Origin of the sequence: Pseudomonas faucium, assembly GCF_021602585.1 — a bacterium.
GTDB lineage: Bacteria > Pseudomonadota > Gammaproteobacteria > Pseudomonadales > Pseudomonadaceae > Aquipseudomonas > Aquipseudomonas faucium.
The window spans coordinates 121192-138193 of record NZ_BQIP01000003.1; the positions used below are offsets into that span (position 1 = coordinate 121192).

A 17002-nucleotide genomic window follows, 5' to 3' on the forward strand; every position below is an offset into this window, starting at 1 on the left:
TGTGGGAGCCGGCTTGCCGGCGATGAGGCCAGTACAGACAACCCACAAATCAGCGCGAAGCCTGAACGATCAGCGCCTTCATCTCCGCCACCGCCGCCTTGAAGCCGACGAACAGCGCATGCGCCACCAGCGCATGGCCGATGTTCAGTTCATTGATGCCCTTGATCGCCGCCACCGCCTCTACGTTGTGGTAGTGCAGGCCATGGCCGGCGTTGACGATCAAGCCTTGGCCAACACCAAACGCGACGCCATCGACGATGCGTTTGAGCTCTTCGGCCACTTCGCTGGGCGTATGCGCATCGGCATAGCGGCCAGTGTGCAGTTCGATGGCCGGCGCGCCGACCCGGCGCGAGGCCTCGATCTGCCGCTCGTCGGCATCGATGAACAGCGACACCTCGGCGCCCGTGCGCGACAGGCGCTCGACCGCAGCCTTGATCCGTGCCTCCTGGCCGGCCACGTCCAGGCCGCCCTCGGTGGTCAGCTCCTGGCGCGTCTCCGGCACCAGGCAGATGTGCGCCGGGCGGATCTTCTCGGCGAACAGCATCATCTCTTCGGTCACGCCCATCTCGAAGTTCATGCGCGTCTGCAGCACGTCCTTGAGCACCAGCACATCGCGCTCCTGGATGTGCCGGCGGTCTTCGCGCAGGTGCACGGTGATGCCGTCGGCGCCGGCCTCTTCGGCGTCCAGCGCGGCTTTGACCGGGTCCGGGTAGCGGGTGCCGCGGGCCTGGCGCAAGGTCGCCACGTGGTCGATGTTGACGCCCAGAAGCATGCGGTTGCTGTGAGTCACGGAAGGCTCTCCTGAAGATTTAGCCCCACAGCATACGACGTGCTCAGCGCTTGCGAAACAGTTCCCGGCTGACCAGTGGTTTTGCCCCCAGGTGCACCGCCAATGCCTGGCGCATCAAGCGCTTGGCCGCAAGCAAGGCGCCAGGTGCCTGCCAGTCGGCCTGGCCCAGGGCCAGCAGCTCGGTGCCGTGAAACAGGCCGGGCTGCACCAGGTACACCCGCTCAAGGCCAGCGTCGACCCGCAGACGATAGAGGCCATCGGCCGCGATGGGGTCGTCGTTGATGTCGTGGCTGAGCGAAAAGGCATAGCCCAGGTCATCCAGCAGGCGCCATTCGAAGGCGCGCAGCAGCGGCTCCAGCGGCCTTCCTGCGGCCAGCGCCTGCAAGGTCAGGGCATAGTGCTCGAACAGCTCCGGCTGAGGCGCCTCGGCGGGCAGCAGGCGCATCAGCAGCTCATTGAGGTACAGGCCACTGAACAGCGCATCGCCATGCAGCCAGGCGGCGATGCCGACGCTGTCCAGGCGCCCGACATTCTTCAGCTCGCCGCGCCCGCGCAACTCCACTTCCAGCGGCACGAACGGCCGAACCAGGCTGCCGCCCTTGCCGCGCGCGCGGCGCAACACCGCGCGCATGCGGCCCTGGGGGGTGAAGAAATCCACCAGCGCGCTGGTTTCCTTGTAGGCACGGCTATGCAGCACGTAGGCCGGCTGGGCGACGGGTTGTTCCATGGAAAATCGCCTGGAAAGGCAGAGGCCCGGAGAAATCCGGGCCTCTGGAGGGGTTACAAGTCGCCGTAGCCCAGCGAACGCAAGGCGCGCTCGTCATCGGACCAGCCGCCTTTGACCTTGACCCACAGGTTGAGCATGACCTTGGCGTCGAACAGGGTTTCCATGTCCTTGCGCGCATCGGAGCCGATACGCTTGATGCGCTCGCCCTTGTCGCCAATGATGATCTTCTTCTGGCCGTCCCGCTCGACCAGGATCAGGGCATGGATGTGCAGCACGTGGCCTTGCTGCTTGAACTCTTCGATTTCCACGGTGATCTGGTACGGCAGCTCTGCACCCAGCTGGCGCATGATCTTCTCGCGCACCAGTTCGGCGGCCAGGAAGCGGCTGCTGCGGTCGGTGATCTGGTCTTCCGGGAAGAAGTGCTCGTTTTCCGGCAGGTGCTTGGCGATCAGCGCTTCCAGCGACTCCAGGTTGTGCCCCTGCTGGGCCGAAATCGGCACGATCTCGGCATTGGGCAGTTGCTCCTGCAGCCACTTGAGGTGCGGGATCAGCTCGGCCTTCTCGTCCATGCGGTCGGTCTTGTTCACTGCCAGGATCACCGGGCCGGTCACGTACTGGATGCGCTCGAGCACCAGTTGGTCCTCGTCGGTCCAGCGCGTGCGGTCGACCACGAAGATCACCACATCGACGTCCTTCAGGGCCGCCGAGGCGTTGCGGTTCATGTAGCGGTTCAAGGCCTTGTCGTTGGCCTTGTGCATGCCGGGGGTGTCGACATAGATCGCCTGCACGTCACCCTCGGTCTTGATGCCGAGCATGTTGTGGCGGGTGGTCTGCGGCTTGCGCGAGGTGATCGCCAGCTTCTGCCCGAGGATGTGGTTGAGCAGGGTCGACTTGCCCACGTTGGGGCGGCCAACGATGGCCACATAGCCGCAGCGGGTCGGGTTGTTCTCAGTCATTGCCATTCTCCACGCCCAGGGCGATCAATGCGGCGGCGGCGGCGACTTGCTCGGCAATACGCCGGCTCACGCCCTGGCCACGGCTCTTGTTGTTCAGCAGCACCACTTCGCATTCGACGAAGAAGGTGCGGCAGTGCGGTTCGCCCTGGATGTCCACCACCTCGTAACGTGGCAGCTCGCAGCTACGCGACTGCAGAAACTCCTGCAGGCGGGTTTTCGGGTCCTTGTTGGTATCGACCAGCGTCAGGCTGTCGAATTCGTCGGTCAGCCAGGCCAGGATGCGCTCGCGCGCCGTCTGCATGTCGGCGTCCAGATAGATGGCACCAATCAGTGCTTCCAGGGCATCGGCCAGGATCGACTCGCGGCGAAAGCCACCACTCTTGAGCTCTCCCGAGCCCAGGCGCAGGTATTCACCCAGGTCGAAACCACGGGCCAGGCGGGCCAGGGTCTCGCCCTTCACCAGGCGGGCACGCAGGCGCGACAGTTGGCCTTCGCGGGCCTGCGGGAAGCGCTCGAACAGCGCCTCGGCAGCGACGAAGTTGAGAATGGAGTCACCGAGAAACTCCAGGCGCTCGTTGTTGCGCCCGGCGTAGCTGCGGTGGGTCAGGGCCAGCAACATCTGGTCCTGGTTCTTGAAGGTGTAGCCGAGCTTGCGCTCGAGACGGGCAAGGGGAGCAGTCATGCAGCCACCCGTGGGTTATTCAACGCGTTGTTCAAATCAACATCCTGGAAGACTGTTGGGCTGTGGTCCGTCGCGGCGAGCGGCGAAACTCTCGATCCTTGAGAACACAGCCTATGTCAGAAATGCATTCGGCGCTGTCTTCAGGACAGCGCCGATGGGGTATCAATGGATCAGGCCAACCCGCGACAAGTTGGGCAGGTGGCTGAGTTTCGGCTCTGGCCAGCTCATCCACACCGCGAAGGCCTTGCCGACGATGTTCCGGTCCGGAACCATGCCGTGCAGCTCCTTGGGAATGTTCGGGTCATCCCAGTAGCGGCTGTCGTTGGAGTTGTCGCGGTTGTCGCCCATCATGAAGTAATGGCCGGCCGGCACGGTCCATTGCTGGTCCGGCGGCATGCGATAACGGGTCATCTCCTTGCGGATCAGGTGCTCGGCGGCGCCGAGTTTTTCCTTGTACAGCTCGGCGCTGCCCAGGGTGCCTGGCTCGGCGCCAACCAGCTGCTCGGCAATCGGCTGGCCATTGACGAACAGCCGCTTGTCGCTGGTGTAGCGCACCTGGTCGCCCGGCAGGCCGACCACACGCTTGATGTAGTTGACGTTCGGGTCGCTTGGGTAGCGGAACACCATCACATCGCCGCGCTGCGGGTCACCGACCTCGATGACCTTCTTGTCGATCACCGGCAGGCGAATGCCATAGGAGAACTTGTTCACCAGGATGAAGTCGCCCACTTCCAGGGTCGGTTTCATCGACCCCGACGGAATCTGGAACGGCTCGACCAGGAACGAACGCAACACCAGCACGATGAACAGCACCGGGAAGAACGACTTGCCGTACTCCACCAGCAGCGGTTCCTTGTTCAGGCGCTCGACCACCGCCATTTCTGGCTGGTTGACGCTACCCTGGTAGTTGGCGACCGCCGCCCGCCGGCGCGGGGCCAGGAACAGCAGGTCGATCAAGCCCAACAGGCCGCAGACGGCTACGGCGATGACTAGCAACAGCGGGAAATTTAGCGACATAGGACCTAGCTATCCAACCTGAGCACGGCGAGGAAGGCTTCTTGTGGAATTTCCACGTTGCCGACCTGTTTCATGCGTTTCTTACCGGCCTTCTGCTTCTCCAGCAGCTTCTTCTTACGGCTGACGTCGCCACCGTAGCACTTGGCCAGTACGTTCTTTCTGAGTGCCTTGACCGTCGTCCGCGCGATGATCTGGCCGCCAATGGCTGCCTGGATCGCCACGTCGAACATCTGCCGAGGGATCAGTTCCTTCATCTTTTCGGTCAACGCACGGCCTTTGTAGGCCGCGTTGTCGCGGTGCACGATCAATGCCAGGGCATCGACCTTGTCGCCGTTGATCAGTACATCCAGCTTGACCAGGTTGGCCGACTGGTAGCGATCGAAATGATAGTCCAGCGAAGCATAGCCGCGGCTGGTCGACTTCAGGCGGTCGAAGAAGTCCAGTACCACTTCGTTCATCGGCATGTCGTAGCGCACCTGCACCTGGCTGCCGAGGAACTGCATGTCGCGCTGTACGCCACGCTTCTCGATGCACAGGGTGATGACGTTGCCCAGGTGCTCTTGAGGCACGAGGATGGTCGCGGTGACGATCGGCTCGCGGAAGTCGGCGACTGCCGATACGTCCGGCAGCTTCGACGGGTTGTCGACGATGATGGTTTCGCCGGTCTTGAGCTCGAGCTCGTAGATCACGCTCGGTGCGGTGGTGATCAGGTCCAGGTCGTACTCGCGCTCCAGGCGCTCCTGGATGATCTCCATGTGCAGCATGCCGAGGAAGCCGCAACGGAAGCCGAAGCCCAGGGCGTCGGAGCTCTCTGGCATGTACTGCAGCGACGAGTCGTTGAGGGTCAGCTTCTGCAGCGCATCGCGGAAGTCTTCGAAGTCATCGGAGCTGACCGGGAACAGGCCGGCATAGACCTGCGGCTGGATCTTCTTGAAGCCTGGCAGCACTTCCACTTCAGGGGTGGTGGACAGGGTCAGGGTGTCACCGACCGGTGCACCGTGGATGTCCTTGATGCTGCCGATGATGAAGCCTACTTCACCGGCCTTGAGGTCAGCGGTCTGGGTGTGCTTGGGGGTGAATACGCCCACGCTGTCGACCAGGTGCGTCTTGCCGGTCGACTTGACCAGGATCTTGTCGCCCTTCTTGACGCGGCCCTGGCGCACACGCACCAGCGAGACCACGCCCAGGTAGTTGTCGAACCAGGAGTCGATGATCAGCGCCTGCAACGGCGCGTCGATGTCGCCTTCCGGCGCCGGGATGGTCTGCACCAGGCGCTCGAGCACCTCGTCGACGCCCATGCCGCTCTTGGCGCTGCAGGCCACGGCATCGGTGGCGTCGATGCCGATGATCTTCTCGATCTCGTCCTTGACGCGGTCCGGGTCGGCTTGCGGCAGGTCCATCTTGTTCAGGACCGGCATCACCTCCAGGCCCTGCTCGATGGCGGTGTAGCAGTTGGCCACGGACTGGGCTTCGACGCCCTGGCCGGCGTCCACCACTAGCAAGGCACCTTCGCAGGCCGCCAGCGAGCGCGAGACTTCATAGGTGAAGTCGACGTGGCCGGGGGTGTCGATGAAGTTGAGCTGGTAGACCTTGCCGTCCTGCGCCTTGTAGTTCAGCGTGACGCTGTGGGCCTTGATGGTGATACCGCGTTCACGCTCAAGGTCCATGGAATCGAGAACCTGGGCTTCCATTTCGCGCGCCGACAGGCCACCGCACATCTGGATGAAACGGTCGGCCAGCGTCGACTTGCCATGGTCGATGTGGGCGATGATGGAGAAATTGCGGATATGACTCAAATCACTCACGGGTCAACACTCGAAAAGGCTGCGAGCCGGAACGCCCGCCGAAAAATAGCCGGGAATTGTACCTGAAGCCGCAGGGATATGGGAGATTCCTCTGTCGCACAGTGTCCGCGCATTTTCGCCAAGAATTGTGAAATCTCATGAAAAAGGGCAGCCGAAGCTGCCCTTTCCTCCTTCAGGCCCGGCTTATTCCGCCAGCTTGAAGGTGATGAAGCTGGCGCGCCCCTGGCGCAGTACGCGCATGGACACCGAACGGTTCTTCGGCAGGTCCTTGGCAATTTCGGTGAACTGCTTGGCCGAAGCGATCGCCTGGTTGTTCAGGTGGCTGATGACATCACCCGGACGCAGGCCGATCATCGCTGCCGGGCCGTCCTGTACTTCCTTGATGACCACGCCGCCCTTGAGCTCCAGCGACTTCTTCTGCTCGGCGGTCAGGTCGGAGACGGAGACGCCCAGGCGGTTGCTGCTGCGCTCGGCACTGCCTTCTGCGCCGCTGCCGGTGCCGATGTCGGCGTCGTCATCGGGCATCGCGCCAATGGTCACATCCAGGGTCTGGCGCTTGCCGTTGCGGATGATCTCCAGCTTGGCCTTCTCGTCGGCCTTGAGGGTACCGACCAGGTGCGGCAGGTCAGCCGACATGACGATCGGCTGGCCGTTCATGCTCAGGATCACGTCGCCCACCTGCAGGCCGCTCTTGGCTGCCGGGCCATCTTCCAGCACCTGGGCCACCAGGGCACCGGCCGGCTTGTCGAGGCCGAAGGACTCGGCGAGGTCCTTGTTGACCTCCTGGATCACCACGCCCAGCCAGCCGCGGCTGACCTTGCCGTCTTTCTTCAGCTGGTTGGACACATCGATCGCCACGTCGATCGGGATGGCGAAGGACAGGCCCATGAAGCCACCCGAACGGGTGAAGATCTGCGAGTTGATACCCACCACCTCGCCCTTCATGTTGAACAGCGGCCCGCCGGAGTTGCCCGGGTTGATGGCAACGTCGGTCTGGATGAAGGGTACATAGGTGTCGTTGGGCAGGGTACGGCCCTTGGCGCTGACGATACCTTTGGTCACCGAGTGGTCGAAACCGAATGGCGAACCGATGGCCAGCACCCACTCACCGACCTTGAGCTTCTCGGAGTCACCCAGCTTGACGGTCGGCAGGTCCTTGCCCTCGACCTTGAGCAACGCCACGTCGGTGCGCGGGTCGGTGCCGACCAGCTTGGCCTGCAGCTCGCTGCGGTCCGACAGGCGCACGATGATTTCGTCGGCATCGGCAACCACGTGGTTGTTGGTCAGCACGTAGCCATCGCTGGAAATGATGAAGCCAGAGCCCAGCGACTGCGCCTCACGCTGGCGATCACCACGCGGCGAACGCGGCTGCTGCGGCATGTTACGCTCGAAGAACTCGCGGAACATCGGCGGCAGGCCTTCGAGGTCCGGCATCTGCCCGGAAGCGACGCGCCGGTCTGGCAGCTTCTGCTTGGTACTGATGTTGACCACCGCCGGCGAGGCCTGCTCGACCAGGGTGGTGAAGTCCGGCAGGGCTTCTTCGGCCTGGGCGCTGAGCACCTGGCCGAGCATCAGCACGGCGGCGAACATCGTTAGGTAGGATTTCAAGCGTGGTATTGACATACGGCTCCCGTCACAACGAGCGTAGTTAGCGTAAGGCCCCTGCAGAAGCAGGAAAGGCCAGGCTCCAAGAAGCCTGACCTATAGGAAATTTGCCGATGGATTGCAAATGACAATGCTTTAATTTCATTTCAGCCGCAGCATCGCAAGGTTTGGCACGACCAGAAAAAACGCGCCATCACTGGCGCGCCTGAGCATCCTGGGGCCGCATCGACAGCGCGATGCGCTCTGCGGTACCCAGTGGAATCTCGCCGACAACGGTCACCATCACCTTGCCCTTGGGCGTATTCAAACGGCGCGATACCGCCACGGTCGGGCCGAGCTGAGTACGTACATCGGCGCCGGAATCGTCCTTCACAGGCTCCAGGAACACCGAAAAACGGGCCAGGCCATCGTCGTACATCAGGCTGCTGATGGTGCTGTCGCGTGCCGGGTCGCGGCGAACGGTGCTGTTGATGAGCTCGAAGCCGTCGGGGAGCCAATCCGAACGCCAGCCGGCCACCGCATCGGTCTTGGTGCTGGCCACACGCTCTACCGGCTTGCACGCCGCGCTCGGGTGCAGGTCCTGGTCAGTGGGCAGGTTGTCGGTTTCCAGGCGGGTCATCTGGAAGCGCTCGAGCAACTGCCCCTTGTCATTGAGCATCAATGAACGCAGGGGCAGGCCTGTCTGGCGATCCAGGTGCAACTCGAAGGCGTAGCGGTGCTGGTCCCGCGGGGTCAGGGTAACGATCACGGCATCGCGCCCGGCGACGCGCGCCTTGCCTGCAAGACGCAGGTCGTACCAGCTCATGAGCTTGAGAGGATCGAGCACTCGCGTACCCGCATCAGGCGGCGTACCTACGCCGCTGACCAGGGCACCACTGACGCACTGCACCTTGCCATCCACACGCACGATTTCCTGGGCGGCGCCATCGAGCTGCAGCAGCCGCTCGCTGACCTTGCCGTCCTGAACCCGGTGCCAGATATCGTGGGAAGAGAAGCTGCCGTTACGCTCGTAGACGAAGGAGCCCTGGTAACTCTGTTTTTGCTCGGCCTGTGCCAGCTTGTTCAACCATTCGTTCGCCTCGGGCGAAGAGTTGGCCGCCAACGCTGGCACCATCACGCAGCTGCCTATCAGCAGCGACAGAAGAGGTAGCGCGCGCATGATCCTCCTTACTTAGCGGTTTTCCAGGCTGGCAGCGCGAGCATAAGGCAGTGCGGTTTCAGTGCCCTTGAGCGCAGATTCCTGGGCATGCTGGCGCAGGTAGCCTGGCAGACGCTGATCCCAGCCGGCCTGGTTCTGCAGCACACCGTTGGCCATTGGCCCGGTCGGTTGCTCACTGCTCTCACTATAGCCTGCCAGAACGGCCGGGCCCTGAGTTTGTGGCATGCTCAGGCCTTGTTGCGCAGGCTGCTGGGAAGAAGCCAGCTCGGCACCGGTGATTTCGTCCTGGTTGTACATGCGCACACCCGCCAGCACCGCAACGGTCACCGATGCTGCAACGGCCAGGCGGCCGATGCTGCGCCAAGGGCCTTGCTTGACCTTGGCAGGCACGGCTTCGTCAGCCAGTGCGGCAGACACCGCCGAGGCGATATCCAGCTTGGGCAGCAGCAGCTCCTTGTGCATCGCTGCGCGGGCTACCTGGTAACGCGACCAGGTGGCACGGGTTTCGGCATCGTCGACGGCATTCAGCACCCGACGCAATTCCAGTTCGTCCGCTTCGTTATCCATCACCGCGGACAGCGATTCCTGCAAAGCTTCACGACTCATGGCGGTTCCTCTCTTGGCTGTCGCCGCTGTCTCAGGTTTCCTGCAACAACGGCTGCAGGGCTTTATCTATGGCCTCCCGAGCGCGGAAGATTCGAGAGCGCACGGTACCCACCGGACATTGCATGACACTGGCAATGTCTTCGTAACTCAACCCGTCGAATTCACGCAGGGTCAATGCCGTGCGCAGATCTTCGGGCAGTTGCTGGATGGTGCGATGGACAGTGCCTTCGATTTCATCCCGCAACAACGAGCGCTCTGGGGACTCGAGATCCTTGAGACCATGATCGCCGTCGTAAAACTCCGCATCCTCGGAGCTCACATCACTGTCTGGAGGCCGTCTTCCACGGGACACCAGGTAATTCTTCGCCGTGTTGATGGCGATGCGGTACAGCCAGGTGTAAAACGCACTGTCTCCGCGGAAATTGCCAAGCGCACGGTAGGCCTTGATAAAGGCTTCCTGCGCCACATCCTGGGCTTCGTGGGTATCGTGAACGAACCGCACGATCAACCCGAGAATCTTGTGCTGATACTTCAGCACCAACAGATCGAACGCTCGCCTGTCGCCGCGCTGCACGCGCTCGACAAGCTGCTGATCCTCTTCCTGGGTTAGCATGAACACTCCTCAGTGAACTTGAAGGAGCGTTGCAAAAGCCATCGTTCAGGCTTGCAAACATAGACTCGGGCTTTTCGCAAAAGTTCTCTCCTCCAAGCAAGTTTCCTGCGGCCCTTGGTCGGCTCGCACGGAAGACGCGGCGCGGGCACGGCCGGCTGCGTCGATAATCAGGTTTCGGATACGCAGGTGTCAGCCCGGATAGAGCTGCCGCCACGCGTCGCCGCGCGAAATTCTGGCGCACGGGCAGCCTTCATAGGATTTCCAGGCGTACAGGAAAGTTCCCCCGAAGATCGCCGTAACGTCGCAGGTGGCATGGAAATTGTCTACCGCAGGCTGCTATAAAGGCAGCCCGGCCTGCGTTCACGATAGTTTCACAATGCCATCTGCGCGTGACTATTGTGCCGCGCCCCTTTCCAAGATTACTAGTGTCCCGACATGAGCCAACAATTCCAACATGATGTCCTGGTGATCGGCAGCGGCGCCGCCGGTCTCAGCTTGGCACTTAACCTTCCCGGCCATTTGCGCATTGCCGTGCTGAGCAAGGGCGACCTGGCCAACGGTTCGACCTTCTGGGCCCAGGGCGGCGTCGCCGCGGTGCTGGACGATACCGACACCGTGCAGTCCCATGTCGAGGACACGCTCAATGCCGGCGGTGGCCTGTGCGACGAAGCCGCGGTGCGCTTCACCGTCGAGCACAGCCGCGAAGCCATCGAGTGGCTGATCGAACAAGGCGTGCCGTTTACCCGTGACGAGCATTCCAGCATCGACGACGGCGGTTTCGAGTTCCACCTGACCCGCGAAGGCGGCCACAGCCATCGGCGCATCATCCATGCCGCCGATGCCACCGGCGCGGCCATCTTCACCACGCTGCTGGCCCAGGCGCGCCAGCGTCCGAACATCGAGCTGCTCGAACAGCGCGTGGCGGTGGACCTGATCACCGAACGGCGGCTGGGCCAGGCCGGTGACCGCTGCCTGGGGGCCTACGTGCTGAACCGCAACAGCGGTGAAGTGGACACCTTTGGCGCGCGCTTCACCGTGCTGGCGACCGGCGGCGCGGCCAAGGTCTACCTCTACACCAGCAACCCCGACGGCGCCTGTGGCGACGGCATAGCCATGGCCTGGCGCGCAGGTTGCCGGGTCGCGAACCTGGAATTCAATCAGTTCCACCCGACCTGCCTGTATCACCCGCAAGCCAAGAGCTTCCTGATCACCGAAGCCCTGCGCGGCGAAGGCGCCCTGTTGCGCCTGCCCAATGGCGAGCGCTTCATGCCGCGCTTCGACCCGCGCGAGGAACTGGCCCCACGCGATATCGTCGCCCGCGCCATCGACCACGAGATGAAGCGCCTGGGCGTGGACTGCGTCTACCTGGACATCACCCACAAGCCAGCCGATTTCATCAAGAGCCACTTCCCCACCGTCTACGAGCGCTGCCTGACCTTCGGCATCGACATCACCCGCCAGCCGATCCCGGTGGTGCCAGCGGCCCACTACACCTGCGGCGGGGTGGTGGTCGACGATCGCGGGCACACCGACGTGCCCGGCCTGTACGCCATCGGCGAAACCAGCTGCACCGGCCTGCACGGCGCCAACCGCATGGCCAGCAACTCGCTGCTCGAATGCTTCGTCTATGGCCGCGCCGCTGCTGCGGACATCCAGGCGCACCTGGCGCAGATCAAGATGCCCAGCGCCCTGCCCGGCTGGGATGCCAGCCAGGTGACCGACTCGGACGAAGACGTGATCATCGCGCACAACTGGGACGAATTGCGCCGCTTCATGTGGGACTACGTGGGCATCGTGCGCACCAGCAAGCGCCTGCAACGCGCCGAACACCGCGTGCGCCTGCTGCTCGACGAGATCGACGAGTTCTACAGCAACTACAAGGTCAGCCGCGACCTGATCGAACTGCGCAACCTGGCCCAGGTGGCGGAGCTGATGATCCGCTCGGCGATGCAGCGCAAGGAAAGCCGTGGGCTGCACTACACCCTGGATTACCCGGGGATGCTGCCCGAGGCCAAGGACACCATCCTCAGCCCGGTTTGAAAGTCCGCGGTGCTTCCATCGCCGGCAAGCCGGCTCCCACAGGAACAGTACAGGCCAAGATCCCTGTGGGAGCCGGCTTGCCGGCGATGGAACGGCTCACAACCTGTTCATTGCCCCAATGCCTCTGCCCACCTGCGCCGACTGAACTTGAGCCTGACCCGCAGCCGGCGATGCTGATCGGCCGCCAGCGCATCGCGAGGCACGCACTGGCTCTGGCCAAACCACCGCCCTGCCCTGACGAACCGCAACACCACCAGCCCCGGCAGCGCCACGCTGTCTCGGCACAAGCGCACCGGCTGCCAACCTTGTGCACGGCTGAACACCCGCCAGCCAAGCGCGTCTCGGCGCACACCGGTGATGGCGTGGTTATCGTTCAGCAGGATTCGTCGGGGAATGGCCCAGCACGCGTGGGCGATACAGGCAGCCAGAACGGCAAGGCAGCACCACCAGGGCAGCGCACTCGGCCACAAGGCCATCTGCGCCAGCACCTGGCAGGTCAGGTAGGCCGTCAGCAGCAGGCGCGAGCCCTGCCAACGGCACTCGAAGGATTCACTTGGGCTGGACACGGTCCAGGATGATGCGGACCATGCGCTGCAGCTCCGGGTCTTCGGACTCGGTACGCTCCATGAACCAGCCGAACATGTCCTGGTCCTCGCAGCTCAACAGGCGAACGTAGAGCTCGCGGTCGGCTTCGCTGAGGGTCGGATAGACTTCCTGGGTGAATGGCACCAGCAGCACGTCCAGTTCCAGCATGCCGCGGCGGCTGTGCCAGAAAAGCCGGTTGAGTTCAGTTTGTTCGACCATGGGGCCCTCCTCGAATGGTCGCGCAGTATACCGCGCCAAACCGCGCGCGACACCGGGCGTTGGTCTAGTCACCTACCTATTTTGTTACCGGCGTTCTATGATGGCCGCCAGACTTTAGCCACCGCGATGACCCATGGCCGATTCCGCTTTCTTCAGCCCCCTGTCCCACGAGGGCATCCTCGCCGTCCGCGGCTCCGACGCCGGCAAGTTCCTGCAGGGCCAGCTGACCTGCAACATCAACTACCTGAGCCTCGAGCACGCCGGCCTCGGCGCCCGCTGCATGGTCAAGGGGCGGATGCAGTCGAGCTTTCGCATCCTTCCCGAGGGCAATGGCTACCTGCTGGCGATGGCCAGCGACCTGCTCGAGGCGCAACTGGCCGACCTGAAGAAATACGCGGTGTTTTCCAAAGCCACGCTCAGCGACGAAAGCGCGGCCTGGGTGCGCTTCGGCCTGCAGCAAGGCGATGCCGCGCTGCAAGCCCTGGGTTTGAGCGTGCCGGCCAGCGCCGGCGCCACCGTGCGCCATGACGGCCTGATCGCCATCACCGCCTCCGTCGGCCGTGTCGAGCTGTGGGTACCGGCCGACAGCGCCGCCCGCGTGCGCGAAACATTGGCCGCCACCTTGCCTGAAGGCAGCCTCAACGACTGGTTGCTGGGGCAGATCCGCGCCGGTATCGGCCAGGTCATGGGCCCGACCCGCGAGCTGTTCATCCCGCAGATGATCAACCTGCAGGCGGTCGACGGCGTCAGCTTCAAGAAAGGCTGCTACACCGGCCAGGAAATCGTCGCGCGCATGCAGTACCTGGGCAAGCTCAAGCGCCGCCAGTATCGCCTGGCCCTGGCCGAGCAGCAGGTCCCTGCGCCGGGCACGGAAATCTTCTCGCCCACCCACGGCTCCTCGGTTGGCGAAGTGGTGCTTGCGGCCAGCACCGGCCAGGGCTGCGAGCTGCTGGCAGTGCTGAGCGCCGATGCGGTGGAAGATGACAACTTGCACCTGGGCAGCCTGCAAGGGCCGCGCCTGGCGCTGTTGAGCCTGCCTTACGAACTGGACCGCGACCGGGAAATCCAGCGCTGACCAGCACGCCACCACTGCGGTAGAGAAGTTCATGAACAAGCTGGCCGAGACGGTTCAAGCACAGTTGCTCGCTGCCATCGACAACGATGACCTGGTCCTGCCGACCTTGCCGGAAGTCGCCCTGAGCATCCGCGAGGCCGCCGAAGACACGGAAATCAGCGTTGCCGCGCTGAGCAAGGTGATCGGCCGCGACGCGGCGCTTTCGGCACGCCTGATCAAGGTGGTCAACAGCCCGCTGCTGCGTGCGGCGGTCGAAGTCACCGACCTGCACACCGCCATCACCCGCCTGGGTATCAACTACAGCTGCAACCTGGCCATCGGCCTGGTGATCGAGCAGATTTTCCATGCCCGGTCTTCGGCTGTAGAGCAGAAACTTCGCGATATCTGGGCCAATAGCCTGGAAGTGGCAGGCATCAGCTATGAACTGTGCCGACGCTACACCCAGCTCAAACCCGACCAGGCGACCCTGGGCGGGTTGGTCCACCAGATTGGCGCGCTGCCGGTGCTGATCTACGCCGAAGAGCACAACGAGCTGCTTTCCGACCCGGTCTGCCTGCACTATGTGATCGAGCAGATCCAGCCGGTACTGGGCGACAAGATCCTGTCTTCCTGGGAGTTTCCCGAGCAGCTGGTCAACCTGCCGAGCCAGGTCCAGGACCTGGACCGCAGCACCGACAAGGTCGACTACATCGACGTGGTGCAGATTGCCCGCTGCCTGAGCCAGCGCGCGCGCAGCCGGCCGCTGGCGGCGCTGCCGGCCTATCGTCACCTGGGCTTGCCGTATGGCACCGAGCTGGAAATCGCCGAGCTGCTCGAAGCGCGGAGCATGTTGCGCTGAACAGCGGATGACCGCTCTGGCCCCGCGAAGGGGCCGGCATTGCCAACCCTTCAATCGGCGATGAAACTCACCCGCACCTTCAGCCCACCCTGCTCGCCATCATGCAGGCTGATCTGCGCCAGGTGCGCCCGGCAGATCTCGCCGACGATGGCCAGCCCCAGGCCGCTGCCCTGGGCACCGCGCCGATAGAAGCGCTCGAACACCCGCTCGCGCTCATCCTCGGGAATCCCTGGCCCATCGTCCTCGACCTCCAGCACCGCGGGCGCCAGCACCCGCAGGATCACATTGCCGCCTGCCGGGGTATGCGCCAGGGCATTGTCCACCAGGTTGCTCAGCAACTCGTTGAGCAAGGTCGGTTCGCCCTTGAGCCACACCGGCGCCTCGGCTTCCAGCGCCAATGCCACGCCGCGGTTATGCGCCAGTGGCGCCATGGCCATGCCCAGCTCGCGCGCCAGCTGGCTCAGGTCCAGGCGCTGCGCGCCGCCTTCGGCAATCGCCCGGGCGCCGTTTTCCACGCGCGCCAGCGACAGCAACTGGTTGGCCAGGTGCGTCAGGCGATCGGTACCCTGGGCGGCCGATTCCAGGGTCTGGCGCCACTGCTCGGGCTGCTGTGAGCGCAGGCCCAGTTCGACCCGCGCCTTGAGCGCGGCCAGCGGCGTGCGCAATTCGTGGGCGGCCTCGGCGATGAACTGCGCCTGGCGCTCGAACTGCCCGCGCAAGCGCTCGGTGAAGTGGTTCAGGGCATGCACCAGTGGCCCGAGTTCGCGCTGCACCTGCACCACCGGCAGCGCCCGCAGGTCGTCCGGCTGGCGCTCTTCCACCGCCGTGCGCAGGCGCTCCAGGGGCCGCAGCGCGGCGCTCACGGCAAACCACACCATCACCAGCGCACCCAGCGCCAGCAAGCCCAGGCGCAGCAAGGTGTCGGCCATCAGCCCGCGGGCCATGCGCACCCGCGCCTCTTCGGTCTCGGCCACGCGGATTTCCGCCATGCCGTTCATGTTCGGCTCGCTCACCGCCTTGAGCAGGCTGACCACGCGTACATCCTGGCCCAGGTAGGAGGCGTCGTAGAAACGCGCCAGCGCTGGGTAGTCGTCGGTGCGCGGGGTGCCGGGCGGCGGCGGCGGCAGCTTTTCATAGCCCGAGATCAGCTTCTGGTTGATGTCCAGCACCTGGTAGTAGATGCGCCCGGCGCTGTCGTAGGCGAAGGTGTCCAGCGCCACGTAGGGCACATCCGCGCTCAGGGTGCCGTCGCGCTGGGACAGCCCGGCGGCGATGGTCCTGGCCGAGGCCAGCAAGGTGCGGTCGTAGGCGGTGTCGGCAGCTTCGCGGCCATTCCAGTAGGCGCTAAGGCCACTGGCCAGCATCAGCACCACCAGCAACAACGCCAGGTTGCCCAGGAGCCGCCCGCGCAGGCTGCCGTTGTCACGCATCGCGATGCTCGAGCAAATAGCCCAGGCCACGGAAGGTGACGATGGCCACCGGCTGGCCATCGAGTTTCTTGCGCAGCCGGTGGATGTAGATTTCGATGGCATCGGGGCTGGCTTCCTCATCCAGGCCGAACACCTGGGCGGCCAGTTGCTCCTTGCTCATCACCCGGCCCGGGCGGGCGATCAGCGCCTCCAGCACACTCTGCTCGCGCGAGGTCAGGGTCAGGTTGTCTTCACCCAGGGTAAAGCGGCGGGTGTCCAGGTCATACACCAGCGGCCCGCAACGCTGCTGGCGCTCGCCACCGAGCACGCTTCGGCGCAGCAACGCCTTGACCCGCGCCTCCAGCTCGGTGAGCTCGAAGGGTTTGGCCAGGTAGTCGTCGGCGCCAAGGTTCAGGCCGTGCACGCGGTCCTTCACATCGCTGCGCGCGGTGAGCATCAACACCGGCAGGGTCTTGCCCCGGCTGCGCAGGCGCGCCAGCACCTCGAAACCGTCCATGCGCGGCAAGCCCACGTCGAGCACGGCAACGGCATATTCCTCGCTGGCCAAGGCCAGGTCGGCGGCCACGCCATCGTGCAATACATCCACGGTCAGGCCATGGCTTTTCAGGGCCTGGGCCACGCTTTCGGCCAGTTGCAGGTGGTCTTCGACCAGCAGCACACGCATCGGATTCTCCCTGCTCGGGTGGGGCGGTGGCGCGGAGTGTACCGCTGTCGCCCGGCCTGTGAAGCCCTTTGTGACAAACCTTTCGCGCTGAAAGGTTAGCGAAAGGTTGGTTGCCTAGCATCGCACCACGGTCGCCCCATGCGCCGAAAAAAGCACCAGCAAGGTGCAACGAATAAGAACAATAAACGGAG

Annotated in this window: 17 protein-coding genes; 3 read left to right on the forward strand and 14 right to left on the reverse strand. The window is 64.0% G+C overall.

Annotated elements, in window-relative coordinates:
* Positions 1-49 precede the first annotated feature (49 nt).
* From pdxJ to rpoE, 10 genes are all read right to left on the reverse strand, one after another.
* Positions 50-772, reverse strand: coding sequence for a pyridoxine 5'-phosphate synthase (gene pdxJ / locus L6D75_RS05375; RefSeq protein ID WP_371871918.1), 723 nt, complete (start codon positions 770-772; stop codon positions 50-52).
* Positions 773-833: 61 nt separating this feature from the next.
* The gene (gene recO / locus L6D75_RS05380; protein ID WP_176511020.1) at positions 834-1517 is read right to left on the reverse strand and encodes a DNA repair protein RecO; all 684 of its coding nucleotides are present in this window, start codon (positions 1515-1517) and stop codon (positions 834-836) included.
* 53 nt (positions 1518-1570) lie between these two features.
* Entirely contained in the window at positions 1571-2473 is a 903-nt protein-coding gene (era, locus tag L6D75_RS05385) for a GTPase Era (protein WP_176511019.1), read from the reverse strand.
* The gene (gene rnc, locus L6D75_RS05390) at positions 2466-3155 is read right to left on the reverse strand and encodes a ribonuclease III (RefSeq protein WP_016395642.1); all 690 of its coding nucleotides are present in this window, start codon (positions 3153-3155) and stop codon (positions 2466-2468) included. Before rnc ends, era begins: the two co-directional genes overlap by 8 nt.
* 162 nt (positions 3156-3317) lie before the next feature.
* Positions 3318-4172, reverse strand: a complete 855-nt coding sequence (gene lepB / locus L6D75_RS05395; RefSeq protein ID WP_176511018.1) for a signal peptidase I — start codon at positions 4170-4172, stop codon at positions 3318-3320.
* 5 nt (positions 4173-4177) lie between these two features.
* The gene (lepA, locus tag L6D75_RS05400; RefSeq protein WP_176511017.1) at positions 4178-5977 is read right to left on the reverse strand and encodes a translation elongation factor 4; all 1800 of its coding nucleotides are present in this window, start codon (positions 5975-5977) and stop codon (positions 4178-4180) included.
* A gap of 183 nt (positions 5978-6160) precedes the next feature.
* Positions 6161-7567, reverse strand: a complete 1407-nt coding sequence (locus L6D75_RS05405) for a DegQ family serine endoprotease (protein WP_371871917.1) — start codon at positions 7565-7567, stop codon at positions 6161-6163.
* A 208-nt stretch (positions 7568-7775) separates the two neighbouring features.
* The gene (locus tag L6D75_RS05410; protein ID WP_176511015.1) at positions 7776-8741 is read right to left on the reverse strand and encodes a MucB/RseB C-terminal domain-containing protein; all 966 of its coding nucleotides are present in this window, start codon (positions 8739-8741) and stop codon (positions 7776-7778) included.
* 12 nt (positions 8742-8753) lie between these two features.
* On the reverse strand, positions 8754-9347 hold the full coding sequence (locus L6D75_RS05415; RefSeq protein WP_176511014.1) for a sigma-E factor negative regulatory protein: 594 nt from the start codon (positions 9345-9347) through the stop codon (positions 8754-8756).
* Positions 9348-9378: 31 nt separating this feature from the next.
* A complete protein-coding gene (rpoE, locus tag L6D75_RS05420) occupies positions 9379-9960 on the reverse strand; it encodes an RNA polymerase sigma factor RpoE/AlgU (protein WP_003252049.1) in 582 nt (193 codons plus the stop codon).
* Between the two features lie 435 nt (positions 9961-10395).
* Between rpoE and nadB the strand changes: the two genes are divergently transcribed.
* Positions 10396-12000 (forward strand): L-aspartate oxidase, encoded by a 1605-nt coding sequence (gene nadB / locus L6D75_RS05425; protein ID WP_176511013.1) that lies wholly within the window; start codon positions 10396-10398, stop codon positions 11998-12000.
* A gap of 107 nt (positions 12001-12107) precedes the next feature.
* On the opposite strand, the gene L6D75_RS05430 is transcribed toward nadB, so the two are convergent.
* Together L6D75_RS05430 and L6D75_RS05435 are read right to left on the reverse strand one after the other, a co-directional pair.
* Entirely contained in the window at positions 12108-12566 is a 459-nt protein-coding gene (locus L6D75_RS05430; protein WP_176511012.1) for a protein YgfX, read from the reverse strand.
* Positions 12550-12804: an FAD assembly factor SdhE gene (locus L6D75_RS05435; protein WP_008094993.1), complete on the reverse strand. Its 255-nt coding sequence runs from the start codon at positions 12802-12804 to the stop codon at positions 12550-12552. Before L6D75_RS05435 ends, L6D75_RS05430 begins: the two co-directional genes overlap by 17 nt.
* A 133-nt stretch (positions 12805-12937) precedes the next feature.
* Here L6D75_RS05435 and ygfZ point away from each other — a divergent pair, with 133 nt between their 5' ends.
* Entirely contained in the window at positions 12938-13879 is a 942-nt protein-coding gene (gene ygfZ / locus L6D75_RS05440) for a CAF17-like 4Fe-4S cluster assembly/insertion protein YgfZ (RefSeq protein ID WP_176511011.1), read from the forward strand.
* Between the two features lie 31 nt (positions 13880-13910).
* Positions 13911-14717, forward strand: coding sequence for an HDOD domain-containing protein (locus L6D75_RS05445; protein WP_176511010.1), 807 nt, complete (start codon positions 13911-13913; stop codon positions 14715-14717).
* Positions 14718-14767: 50 nt separating this feature from the next.
* Here the strand turns inward: L6D75_RS05445 and L6D75_RS05450 are convergent, their stop codons facing one another.
* Both L6D75_RS05450 and L6D75_RS05455 read right to left on the reverse strand, forming a co-directional pair.
* Entirely contained in the window at positions 14768-16147 is a 1380-nt protein-coding gene (locus L6D75_RS05450; RefSeq protein WP_176511009.1) for a sensor histidine kinase, read from the reverse strand.
* Positions 16140-16811 carry a response regulator gene (locus L6D75_RS05455; RefSeq protein ID WP_176511008.1) on the reverse strand — a complete coding sequence of 224 codons (672 nt, stop codon included), beginning with the start codon at positions 16809-16811 and terminating at the stop codon, positions 16140-16142. Before L6D75_RS05455 ends, L6D75_RS05450 begins: the two co-directional genes overlap by 8 nt.
* Positions 16812-17002 lie beyond the last annotated feature (191 nt).

Coding starts and splice junctions, on each gene's coding strand:
- pdxJ (WP_371871918.1), bottom strand. CDS start 772: ATGCTTCTGGGCGTCAACATCGACCACGTGGCGACCTTGCGCCAGGCC.
- recO (WP_176511020.1), bottom strand. CDS start 1,517: ATGGAACAACCCGTCGCCCAGCCGGCCTACGTGCTGCATAGCCGTGCC.
- era (WP_176511019.1), bottom strand. CDS start 2,473: ATGACTGAGAACAACCCGACCCGCTGCGGCTATGTGGCCATCGTTGGC.
- rnc (WP_016395642.1), bottom strand. CDS start 3,155: ATGACTGCTCCCCTTGCCCGTCTCGAGCGCAAGCTCGGCTACACCTTC.
- lepB (WP_176511018.1), bottom strand. CDS start 4,172: ATGTCGCTAAATTTCCCGCTGTTGCTAGTCATCGCCGTAGCCGTCTGC.
- L6D75_RS05405 (WP_371871917.1), bottom strand. CDS start 7,567: ATGTTCGCCGCCGTGCTGATGCTCGGCCAGGTGCTCAGCGCCCAGGCC.
- L6D75_RS05410 (WP_176511015.1), bottom strand. CDS start 8,741: ATGCGCGCGCTACCTCTTCTGTCGCTGCTGATAGGCAGCTGCGTGATG.
- L6D75_RS05415 (WP_176511014.1), bottom strand. CDS start 9,347: ATGAGTCGTGAAGCTTTGCAGGAATCGCTGTCCGCGGTGATGGATAAC.
- rpoE (WP_003252049.1), bottom strand. CDS start 9,960: ATGCTAACCCAGGAAGAGGATCAGCAGCTTGTCGAGCGCGTGCAGCGC.
- nadB (WP_176511013.1), top strand. CDS start 10,396: ATGAGCCAACAATTCCAACATGATGTCCTGGTGATCGGCAGCGGCGCC.
- L6D75_RS05435 (WP_008094993.1), bottom strand. CDS start 12,804: ATGGTCGAACAAACTGAACTCAACCGGCTTTTCTGGCACAGCCGCCGC.
- ygfZ (WP_176511011.1), top strand. CDS start 12,938: ATGGCCGATTCCGCTTTCTTCAGCCCCCTGTCCCACGAGGGCATCCTC.
- L6D75_RS05445 (WP_176511010.1), top strand. CDS start 13,911: ATGAACAAGCTGGCCGAGACGGTTCAAGCACAGTTGCTCGCTGCCATC.
- L6D75_RS05450 (WP_176511009.1), bottom strand. CDS start 16,147: ATGCGTGACAACGGCAGCCTGCGCGGGCGGCTCCTGGGCAACCTGGCG.
- L6D75_RS05455 (WP_176511008.1), bottom strand. CDS start 16,811: ATGCGTGTGCTGCTGGTCGAAGACCACCTGCAACTGGCCGAAAGCGTG.